Origin of the sequence: Caballeronia sp. LZ003 (assembly GCF_031451465.1) — a bacterium.
In the GTDB taxonomy this organism is placed as follows: Bacteria; Pseudomonadota; Gammaproteobacteria; order Burkholderiales; family Burkholderiaceae; genus Caballeronia.
The window spans coordinates 300611-320164 of record NZ_JARUXJ010000004.1 but is presented as its reverse complement, the minus strand read 5'-3'; the positions used below and the strand labels follow the sequence as shown (position 1 = coordinate 320164).

At 64.2% G+C, this 19554-nt stretch carries 16 protein-coding genes; 13 read left to right on the top strand and 3 right to left on the bottom strand.

What is annotated here, in order from left to right; translation table 11 throughout:
- Positions 1-58 precede the first annotated feature (58 nt).
- From QCE79_RS25600 to QCE79_RS25590, 3 genes are all read left to right on the top strand, one after another.
- Entirely contained in the window at positions 59-1333 is a 1275-nt protein-coding gene (locus tag QCE79_RS25600) for an inositol monophosphatase (protein ID WP_244829303.1), read from the top strand.
- A gap of 120 nt (positions 1334-1453) precedes the next feature.
- Positions 1454-2239 (top strand): transporter substrate-binding domain-containing protein, encoded by a 786-nt coding sequence (locus QCE79_RS25595; protein WP_309848609.1) that lies wholly within the window; start codon positions 1454-1456, stop codon positions 2237-2239.
- 208 nt (positions 2240-2447) lie between these two features.
- Positions 2448-2720 carry a DUF4148 domain-containing protein gene (locus QCE79_RS25590; RefSeq protein WP_250493607.1) on the top strand — a complete coding sequence of 91 codons (273 nt, stop codon included), beginning with the start codon at positions 2448-2450 and terminating at the stop codon, positions 2718-2720.
- Here the strand turns inward: QCE79_RS25590 and QCE79_RS25585 are convergent.
- The gene (locus QCE79_RS25585; protein ID WP_309848607.1) at positions 2705-4753 is read right to left on the bottom strand and encodes a tetratricopeptide repeat protein; all 2049 of its coding nucleotides are present in this window, start codon (positions 4751-4753) and stop codon (positions 2705-2707) included. The genes QCE79_RS25590 and QCE79_RS25585 overlap by 16 nt on opposite strands.
- Positions 4754-5163: 410 nt before the next feature.
- Here QCE79_RS25585 and QCE79_RS25580 point away from each other — a divergent pair, with 410 nt between their 5' ends.
- From QCE79_RS25580 to QCE79_RS25565, 4 genes are all read left to right on the top strand, one after another.
- The gene (locus QCE79_RS25580) at positions 5164-5880 is read left to right on the top strand and encodes a 2Fe-2S iron-sulfur cluster-binding protein (protein ID WP_250510233.1); all 717 of its coding nucleotides are present in this window, start codon (positions 5164-5166) and stop codon (positions 5878-5880) included.
- Positions 5881-5890: 10 nt separating this feature from the next.
- Complete coding sequence (locus QCE79_RS25575; protein ID WP_309848605.1) at positions 5891-6880, top strand: xanthine dehydrogenase family protein subunit M; 990 nt, start codon at positions 5891-5893, stop codon at positions 6878-6880.
- Positions 6877-9099 (top strand): xanthine dehydrogenase family protein molybdopterin-binding subunit, encoded by a 2223-nt coding sequence (locus QCE79_RS25570; protein WP_309848601.1) that lies wholly within the window; start codon positions 6877-6879, stop codon positions 9097-9099. The genes QCE79_RS25575 and QCE79_RS25570 overlap by 4 nt, the downstream gene beginning before the upstream one ends.
- A 129-nt stretch (positions 9100-9228) precedes the next feature.
- Positions 9229-9816, top strand: a complete 588-nt coding sequence (locus QCE79_RS25565) for an NTP transferase domain-containing protein (protein ID WP_244829295.1) — start codon at positions 9229-9231, stop codon at positions 9814-9816.
- 157 nt (positions 9817-9973) lie between these two features.
- On the opposite strand, the gene QCE79_RS25560 is transcribed toward QCE79_RS25565, so the two are convergent.
- Positions 9974-10696 (bottom strand): glycosyltransferase, encoded by a 723-nt coding sequence (locus tag QCE79_RS25560; protein ID WP_309848596.1) that lies wholly within the window; start codon positions 10694-10696, stop codon positions 9974-9976.
- Positions 10697-10910: 214 nt separating this feature from the next.
- Between QCE79_RS25560 and QCE79_RS25555 the strand changes: the two genes are divergently transcribed.
- From QCE79_RS25555 to QCE79_RS25530, 6 genes are all read left to right on the top strand, one after another.
- Positions 10911-12410, top strand: coding sequence for a UdgX family uracil-DNA binding protein (locus QCE79_RS25555; protein WP_250467401.1), 1500 nt, complete (start codon positions 10911-10913; stop codon positions 12408-12410).
- Between the two features lie 164 nt (positions 12411-12574).
- Entirely contained in the window at positions 12575-13069 is a 495-nt protein-coding gene (locus QCE79_RS25550) for a hypothetical protein (protein ID WP_250467402.1), read from the top strand.
- A gap of 161 nt (positions 13070-13230) precedes the next feature.
- On the top strand, positions 13231-15519 hold the full coding sequence (locus QCE79_RS25545; RefSeq protein ID WP_309848589.1) for an FdhF/YdeP family oxidoreductase: 2289 nt from the start codon (positions 13231-13233) through the stop codon (positions 15517-15519).
- 94 nt (positions 15520-15613) lie between these two features.
- A complete protein-coding gene (locus QCE79_RS25540) occupies positions 15614-16189 on the top strand; it encodes a glycosyltransferase family 9 protein (RefSeq protein WP_244829288.1) in 576 nt (191 codons plus the stop codon).
- 18 nt (positions 16190-16207) lie between these two features.
- Complete coding sequence (locus QCE79_RS25535; protein ID WP_244829287.1) at positions 16208-16369, top strand: hypothetical protein; 162 nt, start codon at positions 16208-16210, stop codon at positions 16367-16369.
- Positions 16370-16494: 125 nt separating this feature from the next.
- Positions 16495-18036, top strand: a complete 1542-nt coding sequence (locus QCE79_RS25530; protein ID WP_250467404.1) for a methyl-accepting chemotaxis protein — start codon at positions 16495-16497, stop codon at positions 18034-18036.
- Positions 18037-18253: 217 nt separating this feature from the next.
- On the opposite strand, the gene QCE79_RS25525 is transcribed toward QCE79_RS25530, so the two are convergent.
- A complete protein-coding gene (locus tag QCE79_RS25525) occupies positions 18254-19438 on the bottom strand; it encodes a M20 aminoacylase family protein (RefSeq protein WP_250467405.1) in 1185 nt (394 codons plus the stop codon).
- Positions 19439-19554 lie beyond the last annotated feature (116 nt).

Below are 19554 nucleotides of genomic sequence, written 5' to 3'. Positions count from 1 at the left end.
CCACAGCAACCATCAGGCACGGGCGGCACCCATGAGCACATCGAGCACGACTCCCACCTTGTCACTCCTTAAGCTACTGCCCGGCGTGGCATCCGAATCCGGCCCAGCCGCGTCCGATCTCGTCGCGCATGTGCTCTCGCACGATCGCTTCAACTCGGCAGCCAACGCGCCCGCCCTGCGCGAAACCTTTCGCGACGTGACGGTCGAGGAAGCGATGTCCGACGAGTACGTCTTCCCGCTCGGCCAGACCGGTCAGTCGATCGTGCTGACAGGCTATCGTATCGCGGCGGGTCATATCGCCGAACGCGCCGCCGACGAATGGCTCGAACTGGCGCATCGGGACCGCATCGCGCGCGGCTTGCCGGCCATGCCGCAGGCGCACGAACCGGCCCTCGCGCCCGATCCCGCCGAGGCCGATCAACTCCTCGACCGCGCGGTGGAATGCGCGCAACGCATTCTCGACCCGGTGGCGAGCGAACAGATTCTCTCTCTCTTCGAGACGCACTATCGCGGCAGCCGCGAATTTTTGCGGCTCAACTGGGAAGGCTTGCCAGAAGATCTCGTGCCGGAATCGCGCCGACCGCTCGCCGTGCTCGCCTCGGCGGAACGGCGTGAAAAGCGCGATTACGATCCCTACGGCCTCGAAGGCGCCGCCGATTACGACGTCGACCGGCCGCTCGCGTATCGCGAGAAGATCGGGCCGTTTCTCTTCACGATGACGTATCGCCACGAGTATCCGCAAGTCGACGACGAACGGCTTGGCACCGCCTTTGCCGTGTTCCACGAGGCGGGCAGCGATATCGTCGCGGCCGCGGTCAAGCTTCAACTCGTCAAGGTGCCGCCGCTTCACAGCAGCGCCGATCTCGTCTATACGCTCGACACCTATTCCGGCGAAATGCTGTCGCTCGCGCTCGCGGCCACCGAGGCGCTCGGTCCCGAACGGCTGTGCGAAGTGTTCAATGCGCATCGCGTGATCTATATCAGCCTGTGGGAAGTGCGCAAGCCGTGGCGCGGCGAGGGTCTCGGCGTCGCGCTGTTGCACGAGGCGCTGGAACGCCTGCCCGCCGATGTCGATGGCCGCCCGAACGCGTTATGCGTCGCGCCCGAGCCGTATCAGACCGACATGCGTCACTTCGACAAGCTGCCCGCCGTGCTGCGCGAGGAACTGAAGACGCCGGCGCGCAGGCTCGCGACTCATCTGAGCAACTGGCTGTCGCGCTCGAAGCTGCCTATCGCCACGCATTTCTTCGTGCCAATGGCGCGGCACGCGGGCATCGGTTCGGCGGGAGAGAACGCGCGGCTGATCGACCGGATCATGGAAAGCGAAGCCTGAGGAAGTTGCTCTACAAGCCAGCCATGCGCACGCGACATGGCTGGCATGCGCAGATTTCGATTGTGAGGGGATTTTGGCGTGCCTAGAGTGCGTCGATCCCCTCACCTTTCGATCCCCACCATGACGCTTCGCCTCTCGCGGTTTCTGCGCGGCCTGCTCGCCGCTTCGTTCGCCCTCGCCGTCTCGTTCGCCCATGCGGACACGCTCGACACCATCCAGAAAAACGGCGTGGTGCGCATCGGCGTATTCATGGACTATCCGCCGTTCGGCTCTATCGGCCCGGACATGAAGCCGCAAGGCTACGACATCGAGATGGGCGAATACCTGGCGCGCGCGCTCAAGGCGAAAGTCGAGTTCGTGCCGATCACCGGCGAAAACCGCATGGCTTATCTCGCCACGCACAAGGCCGACTTGCTGCTCTCGGTCGGTCAGACGCCCGAGCGCGAAAAGGTGATCGATTTCTCGCGGCCTTATGCACCGTACTATCTGGCGGTGTTCGGACCGAAGTCGCTGGCGGTGAAGACGACCGCCGATCTCGCGGGCAAGTCGGTAGCGGTGGCGCGCGGCACGCTCGAAGACTTGAGCGTGAGCAAGGTCGCACCTCCCACGGCCAATATCAAGCGTTTCGAAGACCCGAACGGCGCGATCTCCGCGTTTCTGGCCGGACAAGCGCAATTGCTGGTAGTCGGCAACGATGTTGGCGCAACGATCATCGCGCGTAATCCGCCCGTGCAGCCCGAGCAGAAGTTTCAGTTGTTCAGTTCGCCGGATCATGTCGGATTGAACAAGGACGAGCCCCGACTTTTGAAGGAAGTCGATGCGGCGATCGTTCAAGCGAAAAAAGACGGCACGCTCAACACGCTTTCGACGAAGTGGCTGAAGGCGCCGTATCCGGCGGATCTTTGAGCATTTGCCAACGGCATGGCTTGCAAGGGAAGCCGGCGCTGCCGGCTTTTTCTTTTGCGCCCTTGCAACGAAAAGCCCGTCTTGCAGGCGCTAGCACGAAAGACGGTTAGTTGCCGTCGCGCTTATTCATCCATATTCATCCGTTTGTCGCCGAAGCGCGTATAGATAGGCATTCGCTCACCGCTTCGCACCGCTCAGGAGAACGACGATGAAACCAGCGATCCGCTTGGCCGCCCTTGCAGCATTCGCCATGAGCGCTGCGGCATCGGCGCAAACAATGGATTCGGCCGCCGCACCGCAAGCCATGCCGATGCCTACGCCCATGACGATGGCCGCCAACACGCCGCTTTCGCGCGCCGAAGTCCGCGCGGACCTTGCACGCGCTCGCGCCGATGGCACCATCCCGCGCTACGGCAATCCCGATCCATACGGGCCGGCGCGTTCGGCGCGCGGCGCACCGGGCAGTTATCCGCGTAGCTGAGTGTCGCGTTGCCAGACGGTCAGCGCATCGGCGACACGCTCGATCACATCGTCCCAATCTCCGGGCGCTTGCTGTCTGAAAAGCCGCGCGGTCGGATACCACGGGGAGTCGTCGCGTCCGGCGAGCCAGCGCCAGCAAGCGTTCGAGCACAGCGGCATCCACAGCGGCTTGCCAAGCGCGCCCGCGAGATGCGCCACGGATGTATCCACGCTGATGACGAGATCCAGCGATTCGATGAGCGCGGCGGTATCGGCGAAATCGGCGACTTCGTTCATCGGGTCGGACAAACGCCAGGCGTCGGGCAGCGCGGCACATTCCGCGCGCGCCGTCGCGCCCTTCTGAAGACTGACGAAGTGCACGCCGGGCAAGGTCAGCAAGCGCTCGCATTGACGCGCGGCGAGCCAGCGCCGGCTAAAAGCGGCAAAGGCGTCGCGCAGTCCCGGACGCGGCTCGCCTGTCCAGGCAATGCCTGCTTTCAACGTGCCCGCGGGCAACCGAGCCCGCCAGAACTCGACCTTTTCGCGCGGTGCTCGCAGATAAGGAACGGTCGATGGAATAGTCGCGAGGGTCGTCCCCATGAGGAAAGGCAGGCTCATCAGGAAGCAACTGTAGTCGTGGGCCGGTAGCGCGTGCAGATCGGCCGGCGCGATGCATGCGTCCACGCAATCCATCGCGCCGATCAACGCGACCAAGGCCGGCGGGCAGACCACCGTCAGACGATCTAGCCCACGCACCTTGAGTTCAGGAAGGTAACGGCTGAACTGAATGGTGTCGCCGAAGCCTTGCTCGGCCATCACGATGAGTGTCTTGCCCGTCAACGCTTCGCCCTGCCAGCGCGGACCCGGCAACGCTGGCGGAAGCGCGCCGCGCTGCGCGAAGCGCTCGTCGCAGCGAGCCTCGAAGAGCGGCCATCCTTGTTCATAACGGCCCGTGCCGAGCAGCAAGGTGGCCAGATTCATCTGCGCATCGACGCACTCCGGATCGATCGACAGCACGTGCCGGAAGGTTGCTTCCGCTTCGGCGAGACGTGTTTCGTCCTCACGATACACGTTGCCCAGATGCAAATGCGCCGCGATGAAATCCGGCCGTATGGCCAAGGCTTTTTCATACGCGGCTTGCGCTTCGTGCAGGCGGTCGAAACGGCCGTGAGCGCTTATGTCGTAGATCGCATCGGCGAGATTGAAATGCGCATCGGCGTCTCGCGGCGCAAGGTGGACGACATGGCGATACGCGACTTCCGCCTCGGCGAGCCGCCCTTGTTCCCCAAGCACGATGCCCAAATTGGTGTACGCCGCCGCGTAGTCCGGCCGCAAGCCGACAGCCCGCCGATACGCATGCTCGGCATCGACAACGAACCCGGCATCTTTCAAGACGTTGCCGAAGTTCAGATGCGCGTCCGCCCAGTCGGGCCGTGCGGCAAGCACGTGCTCGAACTGCGCGCGCGCCTCGCCGAGCTTACCCAAGGTCCGAAGCACGTTGCCAAGGTTATTTCGTGCTTCGGCAAAGGCAGGCTGTGCATCGATCGCGTGGCGATACTCAGCCTCGGCCTCCGGCAACCGGTTCGTGCGCGCGAGCAACGCGGCAAGATTCGCATGAGCCTCGGCGAAATCGGGTTTGAGCGCGAGCGCGCGACGATAACCCTCCTCGGCTTCATCCGCGCGCCCTTGCCGATCAAGCACGTTCGCGAGGTTGTAATGCGCGACCGGATAGTCCGGAAGAAGTGCGAGCGCGTTCCGATAAAGCGTTTCCGCTTCACGATAACGCTGCAACTCGTTGAACAGATTCGCCAGGTTGTTGCGCATCCCGGCGTCGTCGGGACGCGCATCGATTGCGCGCAGCCAGTAGCGCTCCGCTTCGTCGTGACGTTCGAGTCGATAGGCGCAGACAGCGGCGAGATTGAGCGCGTCGGCGTCGAGGACCAAGGGCGCGAGCGTCTCCAGCGCTTCGGCGTAGCGTCCGTTCGAATAGAACGCAGCCGCTTCGTGATAGCGATTCGTATCGGATGGCATGGGTTGGATAGGTGTTTCAAACATGTCGAGCCACGGCGAATGGCGGCTGACGTCGAGCGAATATTTTGAGGCGCACTCGATGATCGAAGCGTCACAAAGTGCGCCATATGGCGCTCGCCGGGCGAAACGGCCATGTTCGCGTCATCTTTGCCGACACGTTTTCGCAGCTTATTTACGCAGCCATGCAGTATTTACTTGCATGGTCCGTGTTCAGACGAGCGAGTAGTCGGGCGCACCAGCGTCTGCCGGCGATGGCATTGGACTTGCTGTCACTCTTGGCTTGCGCGAATGGTCGAACGTTCGGTCGTCTTACAGCGATCGAACGAAGGCGGCTCGCGTATCACGCGCCATCCTCAAGACCTCAGGGACGTGGTTCATCGAGACCTGCACGGCGTGGCGCGCCCAACCGAACGAGCGAGGAGCATTCAATCGCCATGTCCCCAGTCAAAACGCCTTCACCCCTTTCACCCGATACACGCGATACCGACGACGCGGCCCAGAAGCCGTCGCGTCGGCGCTTCCTGCAATCGGCGGCAGCGAGCGCGGCCGTAGCCGCCGCGCCGCTTGCGTCGACCGCGCGCGCGCAACAGCAAGCTGCAACGCCCGCCGTCGCGCCACCCGTCACCTCCGCGCCGACGATGCCGGTCAAGCTGACCATCAACGGTCATCCGTACGAGCTTCAGGTCGAAGCGCGCACGACCTTGCTCGACGCCCTGCGCGAATACGCCGACCTCACCGGCACGAAAAAAGGCTGCGACCGTGGCCAGTGCGGCGCGTGCACGGTAATCGCGGGCGGGCGACGCATCAACTCGTGTTTGACGCTTGCCGTGATGCACGAAGGCGAGAGCATCACGACCGTCGAAGGCTTGGCTCCCGGCGGCGATGCGCTCAGTCCATTGCAACGCGCGTTCATAGAAAAGGATGCGTTTCAGTGCGGCTACTGTACGCCCGGGCAGTTATGCTCGGCGACCGCGCTCATCGACGAATACCGTGCAGGCGATGCCAGCGCCGCCACCGCCGACGTGCGCTTCCGACCCGCGCAACTCTCCGACGATGAAATCCGCGAGCGTATGAGCGGCAACATCTGTCGCTGCGGCGCGTATCCGAATATCGTGGCGGCGGTGAAGTTCGTCGCTTCGTCGCAAGGTTAAGGGAGAGCACATGGACGCGATCTCTTATCAGCGCGCCGCCGATATCGGTGCGGCGCTGCAGGCGGCCAGCCAGCCCGGCACGATGTTCATCGGCGGCGGCACGAATCTGCTCGATCTCATGAAAGGCGGCGTGGCGCGGCCCACTCGTCTCGTCGATATCACCCACATCGACGCCCTGAACGGCGTCACGACCTTGCCCGATGGCGGGCTGCGCATCGGCGCGCTGGTGCGTAATAGCGACGCCGCGAATCACGCGTGGGTGCGCGAGCGCTATCCGCTCTTGTCGCAGGCATTGCTTGCGGGCGCATCGGCGCAATTGCGCAACATGGCGACCGTCGGCGGCAACCTGATGCAGCGCACGCGCTGCTATTACTTCTACGACACGGGCTTTCCTCAATGCAACAAGCGCGCGCCCGGCAGCGGTTGCGCCGCGCTCGAAGGCAACAACCGCATTCACGCGATACTCGGCGCGAGCAGTCAATGTGTCGCGACCAATCCCTCCGATATGAGCGTCGCGCTCGCCGCACTCGACGCCGTCGTGCGCGTGACCGGCCCGCAAGGCGAGCGGACCATTCCGTTCGCGGAGTTCCATCGGCTGCCGGGTGACCGGCCCGATCTCGATACCACGCTCAAGCCCGGCGAACTCATCACGGCGGTCGATCTGCCGCCGCCGCTTTTCGCGGGACATTCGAAGTATCTGAAAGTGCGCGACCGCGCGAGCTATGCGTTCGCGCTCGTCTCCGTTGCCGCCGCCTTGCAGATGGACGGCAACACCGTGAAGGCCGCGCGCATCGCGTTGGGCGGCGTCGCGCACAAACCGTGGCGCGCGAATGCGACGGAAAGCGCGCTCATCGGCAAACCGCTCGATCGCGCGTCGCTGCAAAACGCGGCCGCGCTCGCCGTGCGCGATGCCAAGCCGCTGCGCGAGAACGGCTTCAAGGTGGCGCTCGCCCAGCGGGCGATCGTTCGGGCAGTGGAACAAGCGGGAGGCACGGCATGAGCATCATCGGCAAACCATTCGATCGCACCGACGGCGTGCTCAAGGTCACGGGCCAGGCGCGCTATTCGGCCGACAACACCGACGCCAAGCTCGCGCATGCGGTGCTGATCACGAGCACGATCGCCAAGGGCCGCATCGCCTCTATCGATACCAGCGGCGCCGACACGATGCCCGGCGTGCTGCTCGTCCTGACGCACAAGAACGCAATGCGTCTGCCCAACGGCGGCGTGCCCGACGCGCAACCGCCCGCCGTGCGCAAGCTCACGCTCCTGCAAACCGACGAAGTGCGCTACAGCAACGAGCCGGTGGCGGTGGTCGTCGCGGACACGCTGGAACATGCGCAAGGCGCGGCGCGCCATGTGATCGTCCGCTACGAGGGCGCCATGCCAAACGCGGAATACGTGCGTGCGCGCGGCACGGCGTATCAACCCGAAAAGATGATGGGCCGCCCGATCACCACGAGCCGCGGCGACGTCGATGCCGGTCTGCGCCAAGGTCAGACGCGCCTCGACGCCGTCTATACGACGCCCTACGAGCATCACAATCCGATGGAGCCGCACGCGACGCTCGCGCGCTGGGACGGCCCCAATCTCACGCTCTACGATGCGACGCAAGGTGTTTCCGGCGCGCGCGGCGCGGTGTCGAAATTTTTCGGCATTCCGGAAACGAATGTGCGTGTGATCTGCCCGTTTGTCGGCGGCGGCTTCGGGTGCAAGGGCTCGGTGTGGTCGCATGTCGTGCTGGCGGCAATGGCGTCGAAACAGACCGGACGTCCCGTGAAGCTCGTGCTCGAACGTCCGCAGATGTTCGGCATGGTCGGCAACCGGCCGTTCACCGAACAACGCATTCAGGTGAGCGCGCACGGCGACGGCACGATGACCGGCATGAAGCACGACGTCATCTCGACCACCTCGACCTTCGAGGACTGGACCGAGAGTTCGGCCATTCTCACGCGCATGTTGTACGCGGTGCCGAATCAATCGACCTCGCACAAGCTCGTGAAGCTCGACATCGGCACGCCGACATTCATGCGTGCGCCCGGCGAGACGAGCGGTTCGTTCGCGCTCGAAACCGCGATGGACGAACTCGCGTATCAGTTGCACATGGACCCACTCGCGCTGCGCATGAAAAACCACGCGAACATGGAGCCGCAAGAGAAAAAGCCGTGGTCCAGCAAGTCGCTGATGGAGTGCTATCAGCGCGGCGCGGAAAAGTTCGGCTGGGCGCGCCGCAACCCGGCGCCGCGTTCGATGCGCGACGGCAACACGCTGATCGGCTGGGGCATGGCGACGGCGACGTATCCGGCGAACCGCAGCGAGGCATCGGCGATCGCGCGCATTCTGCCCGACGGCACGGCGATGGTCGCTTCCGGCACGCAGGATCTCGGCACCGGCACCTACACCGTGATGACGCAGGTCGCCGCCGACGCGCTCGGTTTTCCGCCCGACTTCGTGCGCTTCGCGCTTGGCGATTCATCCTTGCCGAAGGCGCCGGTATCGGGCGGCTCGCAGTCGGCGGCGAGCGTGTCGCCAGCGGTGCGTGCGGCGGCTGCGCAGGCGCGCGATCAGTTGATCGCGATGGCGCTCGCGGATCGCGGATCGCCCGTCGCCGGTTTGTCGCGCGAGGACGTCACGGTGAGCAATGGCTGGGTCGTGAGCGTTTCGACGCCGGACAAGCGCGATCCCGCGGCGGCGATCATCGCGCGAAACGGCGGCAAGGCTATCGAAGCGACGGCCACGGTGCGCCCCGGCGACGAGAAAAAGCAGTACTCGTTTCACTCGTTCGGCGCGGTATTCGTGGAAGTGCATGTCGATGCGGACCTGGGCATCGTCCGCGTGCCGCGTGTCGTCGGGGTCTATGACGTCGGCACCTTGCTCAACGAGAAGACGGCGCACAGTCAGTTGATGGGCGGCATCGTTTGGGGCGTGGGCTCGGCGCTTTTCGAGAAGGGCGAACTCGACGGCCGCTACGGCCGCTACACCAACGCCAATCTCGCGGAGTATCACGTGCCGGTGAACGCGGATATCGGCTTGCTGGATATTTCCTTTGTCGGTCAGCCCGATCCGCATATCAATCCGGACGGCGCGCGCGGCATCGGGGAAATCGGCATTACGGGCGTGGCGGGCGCGCTCGGCAGCGCGGTGTATCACGCGACCGGCGTGCGCGTGCGCGACTTGCCGATCACGCTCGATAAAGTCATGCCGAAGACGATGGTGTAGTGCGGAAGGAACGGTACGCGCGGCGCTCAATGGCACGAATGCACATTGCGCCGCGCGGATTTTTTTGACGCTTGCGGCGACTATCGACGCGCTGCACAATCGATCCTCTTCCCCACGCGAGCCGCACCGATGACCTACTCGTCAAGCGCGACCGGCATCCTGCTGGCCGCAGGGCTCGGCACCCGCTTCGATCCTTCCGGCCTTCACAACAAGCTGCTGGCGCCTTTGCCGAACGGCACGCCGGTCGTGTTTCAGTCGGCGCGCAGGCTGCTTTCGGTTGCTTCGAGCGTGATCGCGGTGGTTCGGCCGGGCGCGGAAAAGTTGGCGGAAGTGCTGAACGAAGCCGGCTGCAAGGTCATTTTCAGCATCGATGCCGAGCGCGGCATGGGCGCGACGCTCGCCGTGGCCGTACGCGCCACCGCCGACGCGGAAGGCTGGCTTGTCGCGCTCGGCGATATGCCGTGGATCGAGCCCGCGACCATCGAAGCCGTCGCGCGTCCGCTCGACGCAGGCGCGCGGCTCGTCGCGCCGTTTTATCGCGGCACGCGGGGACATCCGGTGGGGTTTGGCATCGAGTACGGTGCGGCGCTCGCCACGCTCGATGGCGACGCAGGCGCGCGCGGCATCTTTGCCATGGAAAAGCCGACGGTCATCGAAGTGAATGACCGGAACGTGCTGCGTGACGTGGACTTGCCTGGCGATTTATCGGACGGTTGACGCAGTCGCTTTGTTACGTGGAGTCATGCACAACGAGCGCGGGCATGGACATGCCTCGGCCGTCGTCGATATTTCTGCGGCAATCGCCGTTATGCTCTCCAATGCACCGCATCCGAACGACGGCGCTTGCCCCGCGCCGTCGACCTCGCAATAACGCCTACGCGGCGATCGCCGTCACATCCGCCGGGCCTGCCACGTCCGCGTTGGCATTGACGTTCGCGCTCAGATAACGCCGGCTCACTTCCACCAGCGTCGCGCCGAAGCCCTTCTTCGCCTTGAAATCGGTACGCGCGCTCGTCACCACGCGCGGCGCCGCGCTCCACTCGATGTGCGCGCCCGTTTCGATCAACGCTTCGACGAGCGCGACATCCTCGCTGGATTCGAGCGGCGGAAAACCGCCTGCCTGCAAATAAGCCCGTGCCGAGACGCCGAGATTCGCGCCGTGGATATGGCGATGCCCGTCCGCATCCGTATAAGTGCGGCCGAAATGCTCCTGCACCGCGCCGAGATGCGGCGACCAGTCATGCACGCCGATCACGCCGCACACCGCATCCGCGCAGCAGTCGAGCTGGCGCGAGAGCCAGTCGTCGGCGACGGTCGTGTCGGCGTCGGTGAAGGCGAGCCAGCGCGCGCCGAGCGCAAGCGCCCGCTCCGCGCCATGCGCCCGCGCGATGCCGACGTTGCGCGCATCGATACTCGTGACGTGCGCGCCGAGTGCGGAGGCGATGTCGCCCGTCTCGTCGCTGCAACTGTCGAGCACGACGATCACGCGCACTTCTTCTCCCAGCAATTGATGATGGTCCGCCGCGCGCCGGGCGGCAGTCACGCACGCGCCGATATGCGCGGCTTCGTTATGAGCAGGGATGACTATGGCAAGCATGTCGACTCCGTTTTGATTTTGTGGTTCATCGGCAGTCAAAGCCGCGATTGTTTCGAGGTACAGCAATGGGTGTACCCATGCGCACGCGGCAAGGGTCGCAACCGCTCTTAAGGGCACGACCATCCCAAAAAAGTTGCCCCAAAAGCCGAAGCGCCGATAGAATTCACTGTATGGATATACAGTACTTTTCGTTCCTTCCGGCTTCCTCTCTGCGATGAAAAGCGTCGTCTTCGATCCGTCCTTCGCCGCCTGGCGCTCCGCCGCGCGCACGCTCCTCATGGAAGGCGCGCGGCCGGAAGACGTCGTATGGCTGGAATCGGATTCCTCGGCAACCGTGTTCGGCAGCATCGACGGACCGCCGCCCGGCCCCGAGAACCCCGACGCGCCCAAGCCCGTGAAGATCGCCCGCGAATTCCTCGCGATGCTGGCAACGGCCGCCTGCTATCGCACGCCGGCCCGCTGGATGTTTCTCTACAAGGTGTTGTGGCGCTGGACCCAGGGCGATCGCGCGGTCGTATCGCCGGACGATCCCGACGGGCAGCGCCTGCAACACATGATCGAAGCCGTGGAGGCCGAGGAAAACGAGATGCGTCGCGTGCTGCGCTTCAGGCATCGCGATTCGTCGCTCGGACCGCCCGAGTTCATCAGCTGGTGCGAGCCCGTGCACGACCTGTTGGAGCACGCCGCCATGCACTTCGCCACACGCATGGGCAGCGCCACGTGGATGATCGCGACGCCGCACGGCGCGGCCTTCTGGGACGGCGCGCTGCTGCGGGTGGACCGCACGAGCGACCCGGAAGAAAAGCCAATGGATTTCGGCGATACCGCGATGAGCGGCGAGGCCGTGAGCGGAGACGCCATCGAAGCGCTGTGGCTCGCTTATTACGAAAGCACCTTTACGTCGGCGGTGGAAAATGCCGCCGAAGTGGCATCGCACATGCCGGTGCGCTACTGGAAGAGTCCGGAAAACCAGCGCGCCGATCCCACGCTGATCTCGCGCGCCGATCCTTATTCGCGGCGCGACCGGCATCCGCGCAACGTTCCCGCGGACATGGAAGTGGCCCTCAACACGGATCTGGAGCCGCTTCAGGGCACGTCGCTGAAGGAGCCGCCCTCGCTCGACGCCTGCAAACGCTGTTCGCTCTGGCGCAACGCGACGCAGGCCGTGCCCGGAATCGGTCCGGCGAACGCGCGCGTCATGCTGGTCGGCGAGCAGCCTGGCGATAACGAAGACCGCGAAGGCAAGCCGTTCGTCGGTCCGGCGGGCAAGCTGCTGGACGAGGCCATCGGCGAGGCGCAACTCGCGCGCGAAACGCTTTATCTGACCAACGCGGTGAAGCACTTCAAATTCGACCCGCATGGCGATGAGCGGCAGCACGTTGCGCCCGGACAGCGCGAACGCGAGGCCTGCCGGTTCTGGCTGGAGGAGGAACTGACGCGGATCGCGCCGAAAGTGGTCGTGGCGCTTGGCGCCACCGCGCTCAAGGCGCTGACGGGGCATCGCACGGCGCTGTCCGAGTATCTCGGCAAGACCATCGAGCACAAGGGGCGCATCGTGGTGCCGACCTATCATCCGTCGTATTTGCTGCGGCTGACCGACGAAAAGATTCGCGGCGAAGTGTTCGGCACCATCGTCGAGGCGCTCGTGTTCGCGCGGCAGATCGCCGAAGGCACCGCGACCATCCGCACGCCGGTGAAGGATCGGACGCGCTAGCATCGGTGCAAGCCGCGTATCACAAACCCCAATTGCAACGAGAAGAAACAGGACGCAACAAGACGAAAGCGCCGTCAACCTTCCTGTAAGCCATGCGTTATACCCGTGTCGCGCCGCTCTTTGCCTGTTGGCGCTCACTCACGAATCGTTCCGACGACACATCCATGGCCGCTCTTCCCCTCGAAGCACTCCGCCAACAACAATCCATCACCGCGCTCGTGCCGAAATCGGCCGGGCAGTTGCAAACCGAGCGCGAGCGCGTCATTGCCCGCGCCGGCATGTTCCTGAACGCGACCATCGTGCTGGCGCTGCTGGGCTTGTTGGTCGTCGCGTGGCTGCCGTTTTCGTCGGTGCAGCAGGAATTCCGCTTTGGCGTGCAGGAAGTGATCGCGGTCGGCGTTTTTGCCTCGTGCCTCTTTCTGCTGCACGAGCGCGCCGAACTCATGCTCGGGCTTTACAGCTTCGAGCCGGTCGAACAAACCACGCAGGGCGAATTGCGCGCGCTTTTGCATCGCGTGCCGGAAGGCGCGCAGTATCAGCAAGCGCTCGCCGCCGACAACCGCACTTTCGTGACCGGCGAGGTGGACGACATTCGCCGCCGCGCCGAAGCCTTCATTCCGAAGACGCTACCGGCAGAAGACGGTAATCCGGAAACCTGACCGGAAGATAAGTCCGGCACCCGTGCCAGGACAAAAAGTGAACCGAAAAGCCGCCGCCTTGCCCATGCAGGGCGGCGGCTTTCTTTTCATTGAAAGCGCGCCGCTGTGCCTGTTTCTTGCTGAATGTGAAGCGAACGGACCATTCACGGGAGAGGCCAAGCATGAGCAAACTGCCGCATATCGAAAAGTACGATCACCCGGCGGGCGGCTGGGGATCGGTCAAGGCAGTTACCTCGGCACTCGTCAACGAACACGTCGCGCTCAACGGCGCGCGCATTCTTCTGCATCAGAACAAGCCGGACGGCTTTGCGTGCGTGAGCTGTTCGTGGGCGAAGCCGGCCGATCCGCATCTCTTTGAATTTTGCGAGAACGGCGCGCGGGCAACCGCGTGGGAATTGACGAAGAAGCGGATCGATCAGGATTTTTTTGCGCATCACACGCTCGCGGGATTGACGGCGTGGACCGATTTCGAACTCGAATCGCAAGGCCGCCTGACCGAGCCAATGCGTTACGACGCCGCCACCGACCGTTACGTGCCAGTTCCGTGGCAACAGGCTTTCGACGAAATCGGCGCGATGCTGCGCGACGCCAGGCCGAAGCGCAGCGTCTTCTACACGTCGGGGCGCGCATCGCTCGAAACGTCGTACATGTTCCAGTTGTTCGCGCGGCTTTACGGCACGAACAATCTGCCGGACAGCTCGAACATGTGCCACGAGAGCACGTCGGTGGCGCTGCCGGAGACCATCGGCGCGCCGGTCGGCACCGTGACGCTCGACGACTTCGAGCACACCGACTGCTTTTTCTTCTTCGGGCACAACACCGGCACGAATGCGCCGCGCATGCTGCATCCCTTGCAGGAAGCGAGAAAGCGCGGCGCGCGCATCATCACCTTCAACCCGATCAAGGAACGCGGGCTCGTGAGCTTCGCGAATCCGCAGTCGCCGGTGGAAATGCTGTCGCCGATCCAGACCGCCATCAGCACGCAATATCTGCAACTGAAGATCGGCGGCGACATTGCCGCGGTCACGGGCTTGTGCAAGGCGCTGATCGAAGCGGACGACCTGGCGCAAGAAAACCAGACGCCGCGCGTGCTGGACGCCGCCTTTATCGCCGAACACACGCACGGCTTCGATACCTTCGCCGACGCGATGCGCGCTGCCGACTGGAGCGACATCGAAACGCAATCGGGCCTGAAGCGCGCCGCGCTCGAAGCAGCCGCCACCGAATATGCGCGGGCCAAAGCCGTGATGATTCTCTACGGCATGGGCATCACGCAGCATCGCGAAGGCGTGCTCGCCGTGCAGATGCTGACGAATCTGATGCTGCTAGGCGGAAACATCGGCAAGCCGGGCGCGGGTATCTGCCCGATTCGCGGCCATTCCAACGTGCAGGGTCAGCGCACGGTCGGGATCACGGAGAAGCCGGCGCTCGTGCCGCTCGACAAGCTCGCGGAAATGTACGCGTTCGAGCCGCCGCGCGACGAAGGCATGTCCACCGTCGATGCCTGCGCGGCGCTGCGCGACGGCAAACTCGATGCGTTCATCAGCCTCGGCGGCAATTTCGCGCGCGCGACGCCCGATCATCACGTACTGGAACCGGCGTGGCAAAACGTGCCGCTGACGGTGCAAATTGCCACGCACCTGAACCGCAGCCATCTGCTGCACGGGCGTGCGGCATATCTGCTGCCTTGCATCGGGCGTATCGAGGTGGATCAGCAGGCGAGCGGCCCGCAGATCGTCACGGTCGAGGACAGCACCGCGTGCGTCCATGCGTCGAAGGGCTTCGCGGAACCCGCGAGCAAGACGTTGCTGTCGGAGCCCGCGATCGTCGCGGGACTGGCCAAGGCCACGCTGCAAGGACGTCGCGGCAAGGTCGACTGGGACGCCTGGACGGCCGATTATTCGCTGGTGCGCGAGGCGATCGAGAAGACTTACCCCGATCAGTTCAAGGAATTCAACGCGCGCATGTCGCAGCCGGGCGGGTTTCATCGGCCGATTCCGGCGGCCAAACGCGAGTGGAAGACGAAGAACGGCAAGGCGAATTTCATCACGCCGGAGGGCATGGGCGAAGATCCGGACATGTCTTTCGAAGGCGAGCGCACCTTGCGGCTCATGACCACGCGCGGCGACAGCCAGTTCAATACGACCGTGTACGGGCTTGACGATCGCTTTCGCGGCGTCTTCAATACCCGAGACGTGCTGTTGATGAACCGTGACGACATGGCGCGGCTGAACATCGCGGAAGATCAGACGATCACCGTGACGACGGTATCCAGCGATGACGTGACGCGCAGTATCGACGGATTGCGGGCCCATGCATTCGATATCCCGGCCGGCTGCGCGATGGGCTATTACCCGGAATGCAATCCGCTGATTCCGCTTGCGCACCACGCAAAACGCAGCAAGGTGCCTGCGGCGAAGGCAGTTCCGGTGCGCGTGCGCGCGACGTAAATCCCGGCGTGAGGCGCGGCCGGGCATGTCCCGTGCTCGCGCTTGGCCGACTTCACGATTTTTCCATCGAGGCCACGGCCTTGCAGGAGCGCAGATGCGAGCCAACCCGTTTTCTCCCCTGATCGACGACCTGGCGCCTTCGCTGATTGCGGACTCGCCTGCCGCTTCGCCGTTGTCCGACGCCCAATATGACGAACTCGTGGCGTTTCACGGCATCGAGCGCGAGCGTCTGGTGCTGATTCATCCAGGCAGCCACAAGGCGACGCCCGCGTGGTCCGCGCAACAATACGCCGACGTTGCCGATCAGTTGACCGCCGACGGCTGGCAGATCGCGATCATCGGCGACGCGCCCGATCCGGAGCGCACGGCCGGCGTCCTGGGCGCGATGCAAACCGCCGCGCTTTTTCTGGCCGGCGCCGTGGCGCCGCGCACGTTGCCGCGCCTGATCGCCGACGCCCGCCTGCTCCTTTCCGACGATGCCATCGCGCCTTCGCCCGCCGCCGCCGCACGTGCGCTCGGCACGCCGCATATCGTGCTCGACGAGCATCCGCGCGGCACGGACAGCGAGGCCATCATCGAACGGGCACGCGCCGAACTGTCGGATACGCGGCGCGCGCACCCCGGCACGCCCTTCACACTGCACATGCCGGTCGAACACGACGCGGCCTGACGCCATTCGGGAATTCCCATGAAATTCGATCTGCAAACCAGTCCCGTTCCCGATCCGATCGCCGATCCGAACCGCGATCCGGAAGCCGATCCGCTCACGCCGCCGTCGCCGGGGCATCGCCCGGACGAGCCGCAGCATCCCGATGCCCCGCCGGACAAGGACCCGATCCGGCGTTTCTGACACCGGGGAAACCCCCACCCTACATTTGCCGCGCCGTATGCCGTAAGAGGGGCATGCGGCGGCGCGCGCGTCGCCGCACCGTCTAGGACAACGTAAAAAGACTGCGGGGCGCACAAATGAATGGAATGACGTTGAACAAAAAGCTCGGCTCGATGATCGCCGTGCTGTGGATAGGTTTGATTGCGATCGGCATTATCGGAGCGTGGCAGAACCGCACGTCGATGATCGAGGATCGCAAGGAACAGTTGAAGACGCTGGTCGGCGAGGCACATGCCGTCGTCACGCACTTCGCGGCGCTCGCCGCCAACAAGACCCTTACCGAAGAAGAAGCCAAGAAGCGCGCGCTGGATGTCATCGGCGCGATCCGCTACGGCAAGGATGGCTATCTTTCCATCAACGATTCGAAGCCGAAAATGGTCATGCACCCGATCAAGCCCGCCATGAACGGGCAGGATCTTTCGGGGTACACCGACCCGGCGGGCAATCACTTGTTCGTCGATATCGTCAAGGCGGGCGATCAGCCGGACGGCGGTTTCATCAGCTATCTGTGGTCGAAGCCAGGCAGCGACAAGCCCGTGGCGAAGCTCTCGTATGCGCAGCGTTTCGGCCAGTGGGACTGGTATGTCGTCACCGGCATGTATATGGACGACGTGCAGAGCGCATTCTATGCAAGCGCACTGCGCTGGCTCGCCATCACGATGCTGCTCGGCGCCATCGCGACGGCCGCGATGCTCGTCGTTCTGCGCAGCATCAAGCGCAATCTGGGCGGCGAACTGGAACTCGCGGTGGATGCGGCGCATCGCATTGCGCGTGGCGATCTGACGGCCGCCGTGCCGGTGCGTGCCGGCGATACATCGAGCCTCCTGCACGCGCTTTCGGTGATGCAGCTCGGCCTTGTCGAGACGGTGTCGCGTGTGCGTAACGGCACGGAAAACATCAACGTGGGCGCGTCGGAAATCGCGGCGGGCAACACCGATCTGTCGCAGCGCACCGAGGAGCAAGCGGCCGCGCTGGTCGAGACCGCATCGAGCATGGACCAGATGACGGCCAACGTGAAGAACAACGCCGAGAGCGCCGCGCAGGCCGCGCGCCTTGCGGGTCAAGCCGCCGATGTCGCGACGCGCGGCAGCGGCGTGGTGGACGAAGTCATCAACACGATGACGCGTATCACGGCAAGCTCGCAACAGATTGGCGACATTATCGGCGTGATCGATGGCATTGCGTTCCAGACCAACATCCTGGCGTTGAACGCGGCGGTCGAAGCGGCGCGCGCGGGCGAACAAGGACGCGGCTTTGCGGTCGTGGCGGCGGAAGTGCGCAGCCTCGCGCAACGTTCGGCGACGGCGGCCAAGGAGATCAAGGCGCTGATCGAGACGTCGACGCATACGGTGCAGGAAGGCGCGTCGCTCGTGACGAACGCCGGTTCGACGATGGGCGAGATCGTGTCGTCGGTGCGTCGTGTGAACGAGATTCTCGATGAGATCAGCAATGCATCGCGCGAGCAAAGCGCGGGCATCGAGCAGGTGAATCGCGCAGTCGTCGAGATGGATCAGGTCACGCAGCAGAACGCGGCGCTAGTGGAAGAAGCAGCGGCTGCGGCGCATTCGTTGAAGGATCAGGTGGATGGGTTGCGGGAGGCAATCGGCAGTTTTCATTTGCCGGCTTGAGGAGTGGATCGGCGCAGATTGTCGAGGTATGGGTTGCGCTGCTTCTTGAATGGCTGAAGCAATCGCCGTCGCTTGCATAGTGACGGCGATCGCTCCAAGGCTGAATTATCGGCCGCTTACTCTTCTAAAACTGCTCCACGAACCGCGCCCGATAAGCCGTTCCGACCAGCAGATTCTCGTCACCGAAATCGTGGTGCGGTTCTGGATCGTCGGCTGCTCATTGCTCCAAAAACCGCTCCACCAATCGCGCCCAATAAGCCGCCCCGACCGGCAGATTCCTGTCGTTGAAATCGTAGTGCGGGTTGTGAACCATGCAACCGTCCTCGCCCGCGCCGTTGCCGATGCGCAAAAACGTCCCCGGCCGCGCCTGCAGCATGAACGCGAAGTCCTCGCTGCCCATCAGCAAATCCGTGTGGTCGACCACGTGCTCGGCACCCACCAACTCGCGCGCCACCTGCGCCGCGAATTCCGTTTCGGCATCCGAATTGACGACCACCGGATAGCCTTCCAGATATTTGATCGTCGCCTTTGCGCCGTAGCTCGCCGCCTGCGCATCCACGAGTTCGCAGATACGGCGCTTGAGCAACTCACGCACCGGCTTGCTGAACGAGCGCACCGACAGTTCGAGCGTCGCGCGATTCGGAATCACGTTGTTGACCGTGCCCGCGTGCATCGAGCCGACCGTGACGACGGCCGGTTGCGCGGGATCGACATTGCGCGCGACGATTGTCTGCAAAGCCATCACGATGCTCGCCGTCACCACCACCGGATCGACGCTCAAATGCGGACGCGCCGCATGCCCGCCCACGCCTTCGATCTCGATCGACACCTGATCGCACGCCGCCATGAACGGCCCCTTGCGAAACAGGAACGTGCCGGGCGCGACGCCCGGATGGTTGTGCACACCGAATACGGCATCGCAAGGAAAGCGCTCAAAGAGCCCCTCCGCGATCATGCGTTGCGCGCCGCTCGGCAAACCGTGCTCTTCCGCCGGCTGAAAATACAGATGCACCGTGCCATTGAAACGCCGCGTGCGCGCTAGATGCCGTGCCGCACCGAGCAGCATGGTCGTATGGCCGTCGTGGCCGCACGCGTGCATCTTGCCCGGCGACTCGCTCGCGTACGGCTTGCCGGTCTGCTCGTGAATCGGCAGCGCGTCCATGTCGGCGCGCAGGCCGATGCGCTTCGTGCCATCGCCCGCCGTCAGCGTGCCGACGACACCCGTTCCGGCGATGCCCCGGCTCACTTCCCAGCCCCACTCTTCGAGCTTCTGCGCGACGAGCGCCGAGGTGCGCGTCTCCTCGAACGAGAGTTCGGGATGGCGGTGGATGTCGTGACGGATCTCGCGCAACGCGGGCGCATCGTCGGAAAGATCGGCGAGTTCGGTGAAGAGTCGGGTCATTTGCAGGAACCTTGGCTGAATCGAAACGGAAAACGGAAACACGAACGGCGCACATGATCCTCCAGTCGCGCGTCGCGTGCCACTTCCGCGCGATTTTTTGCCAATTTCGATCGCTA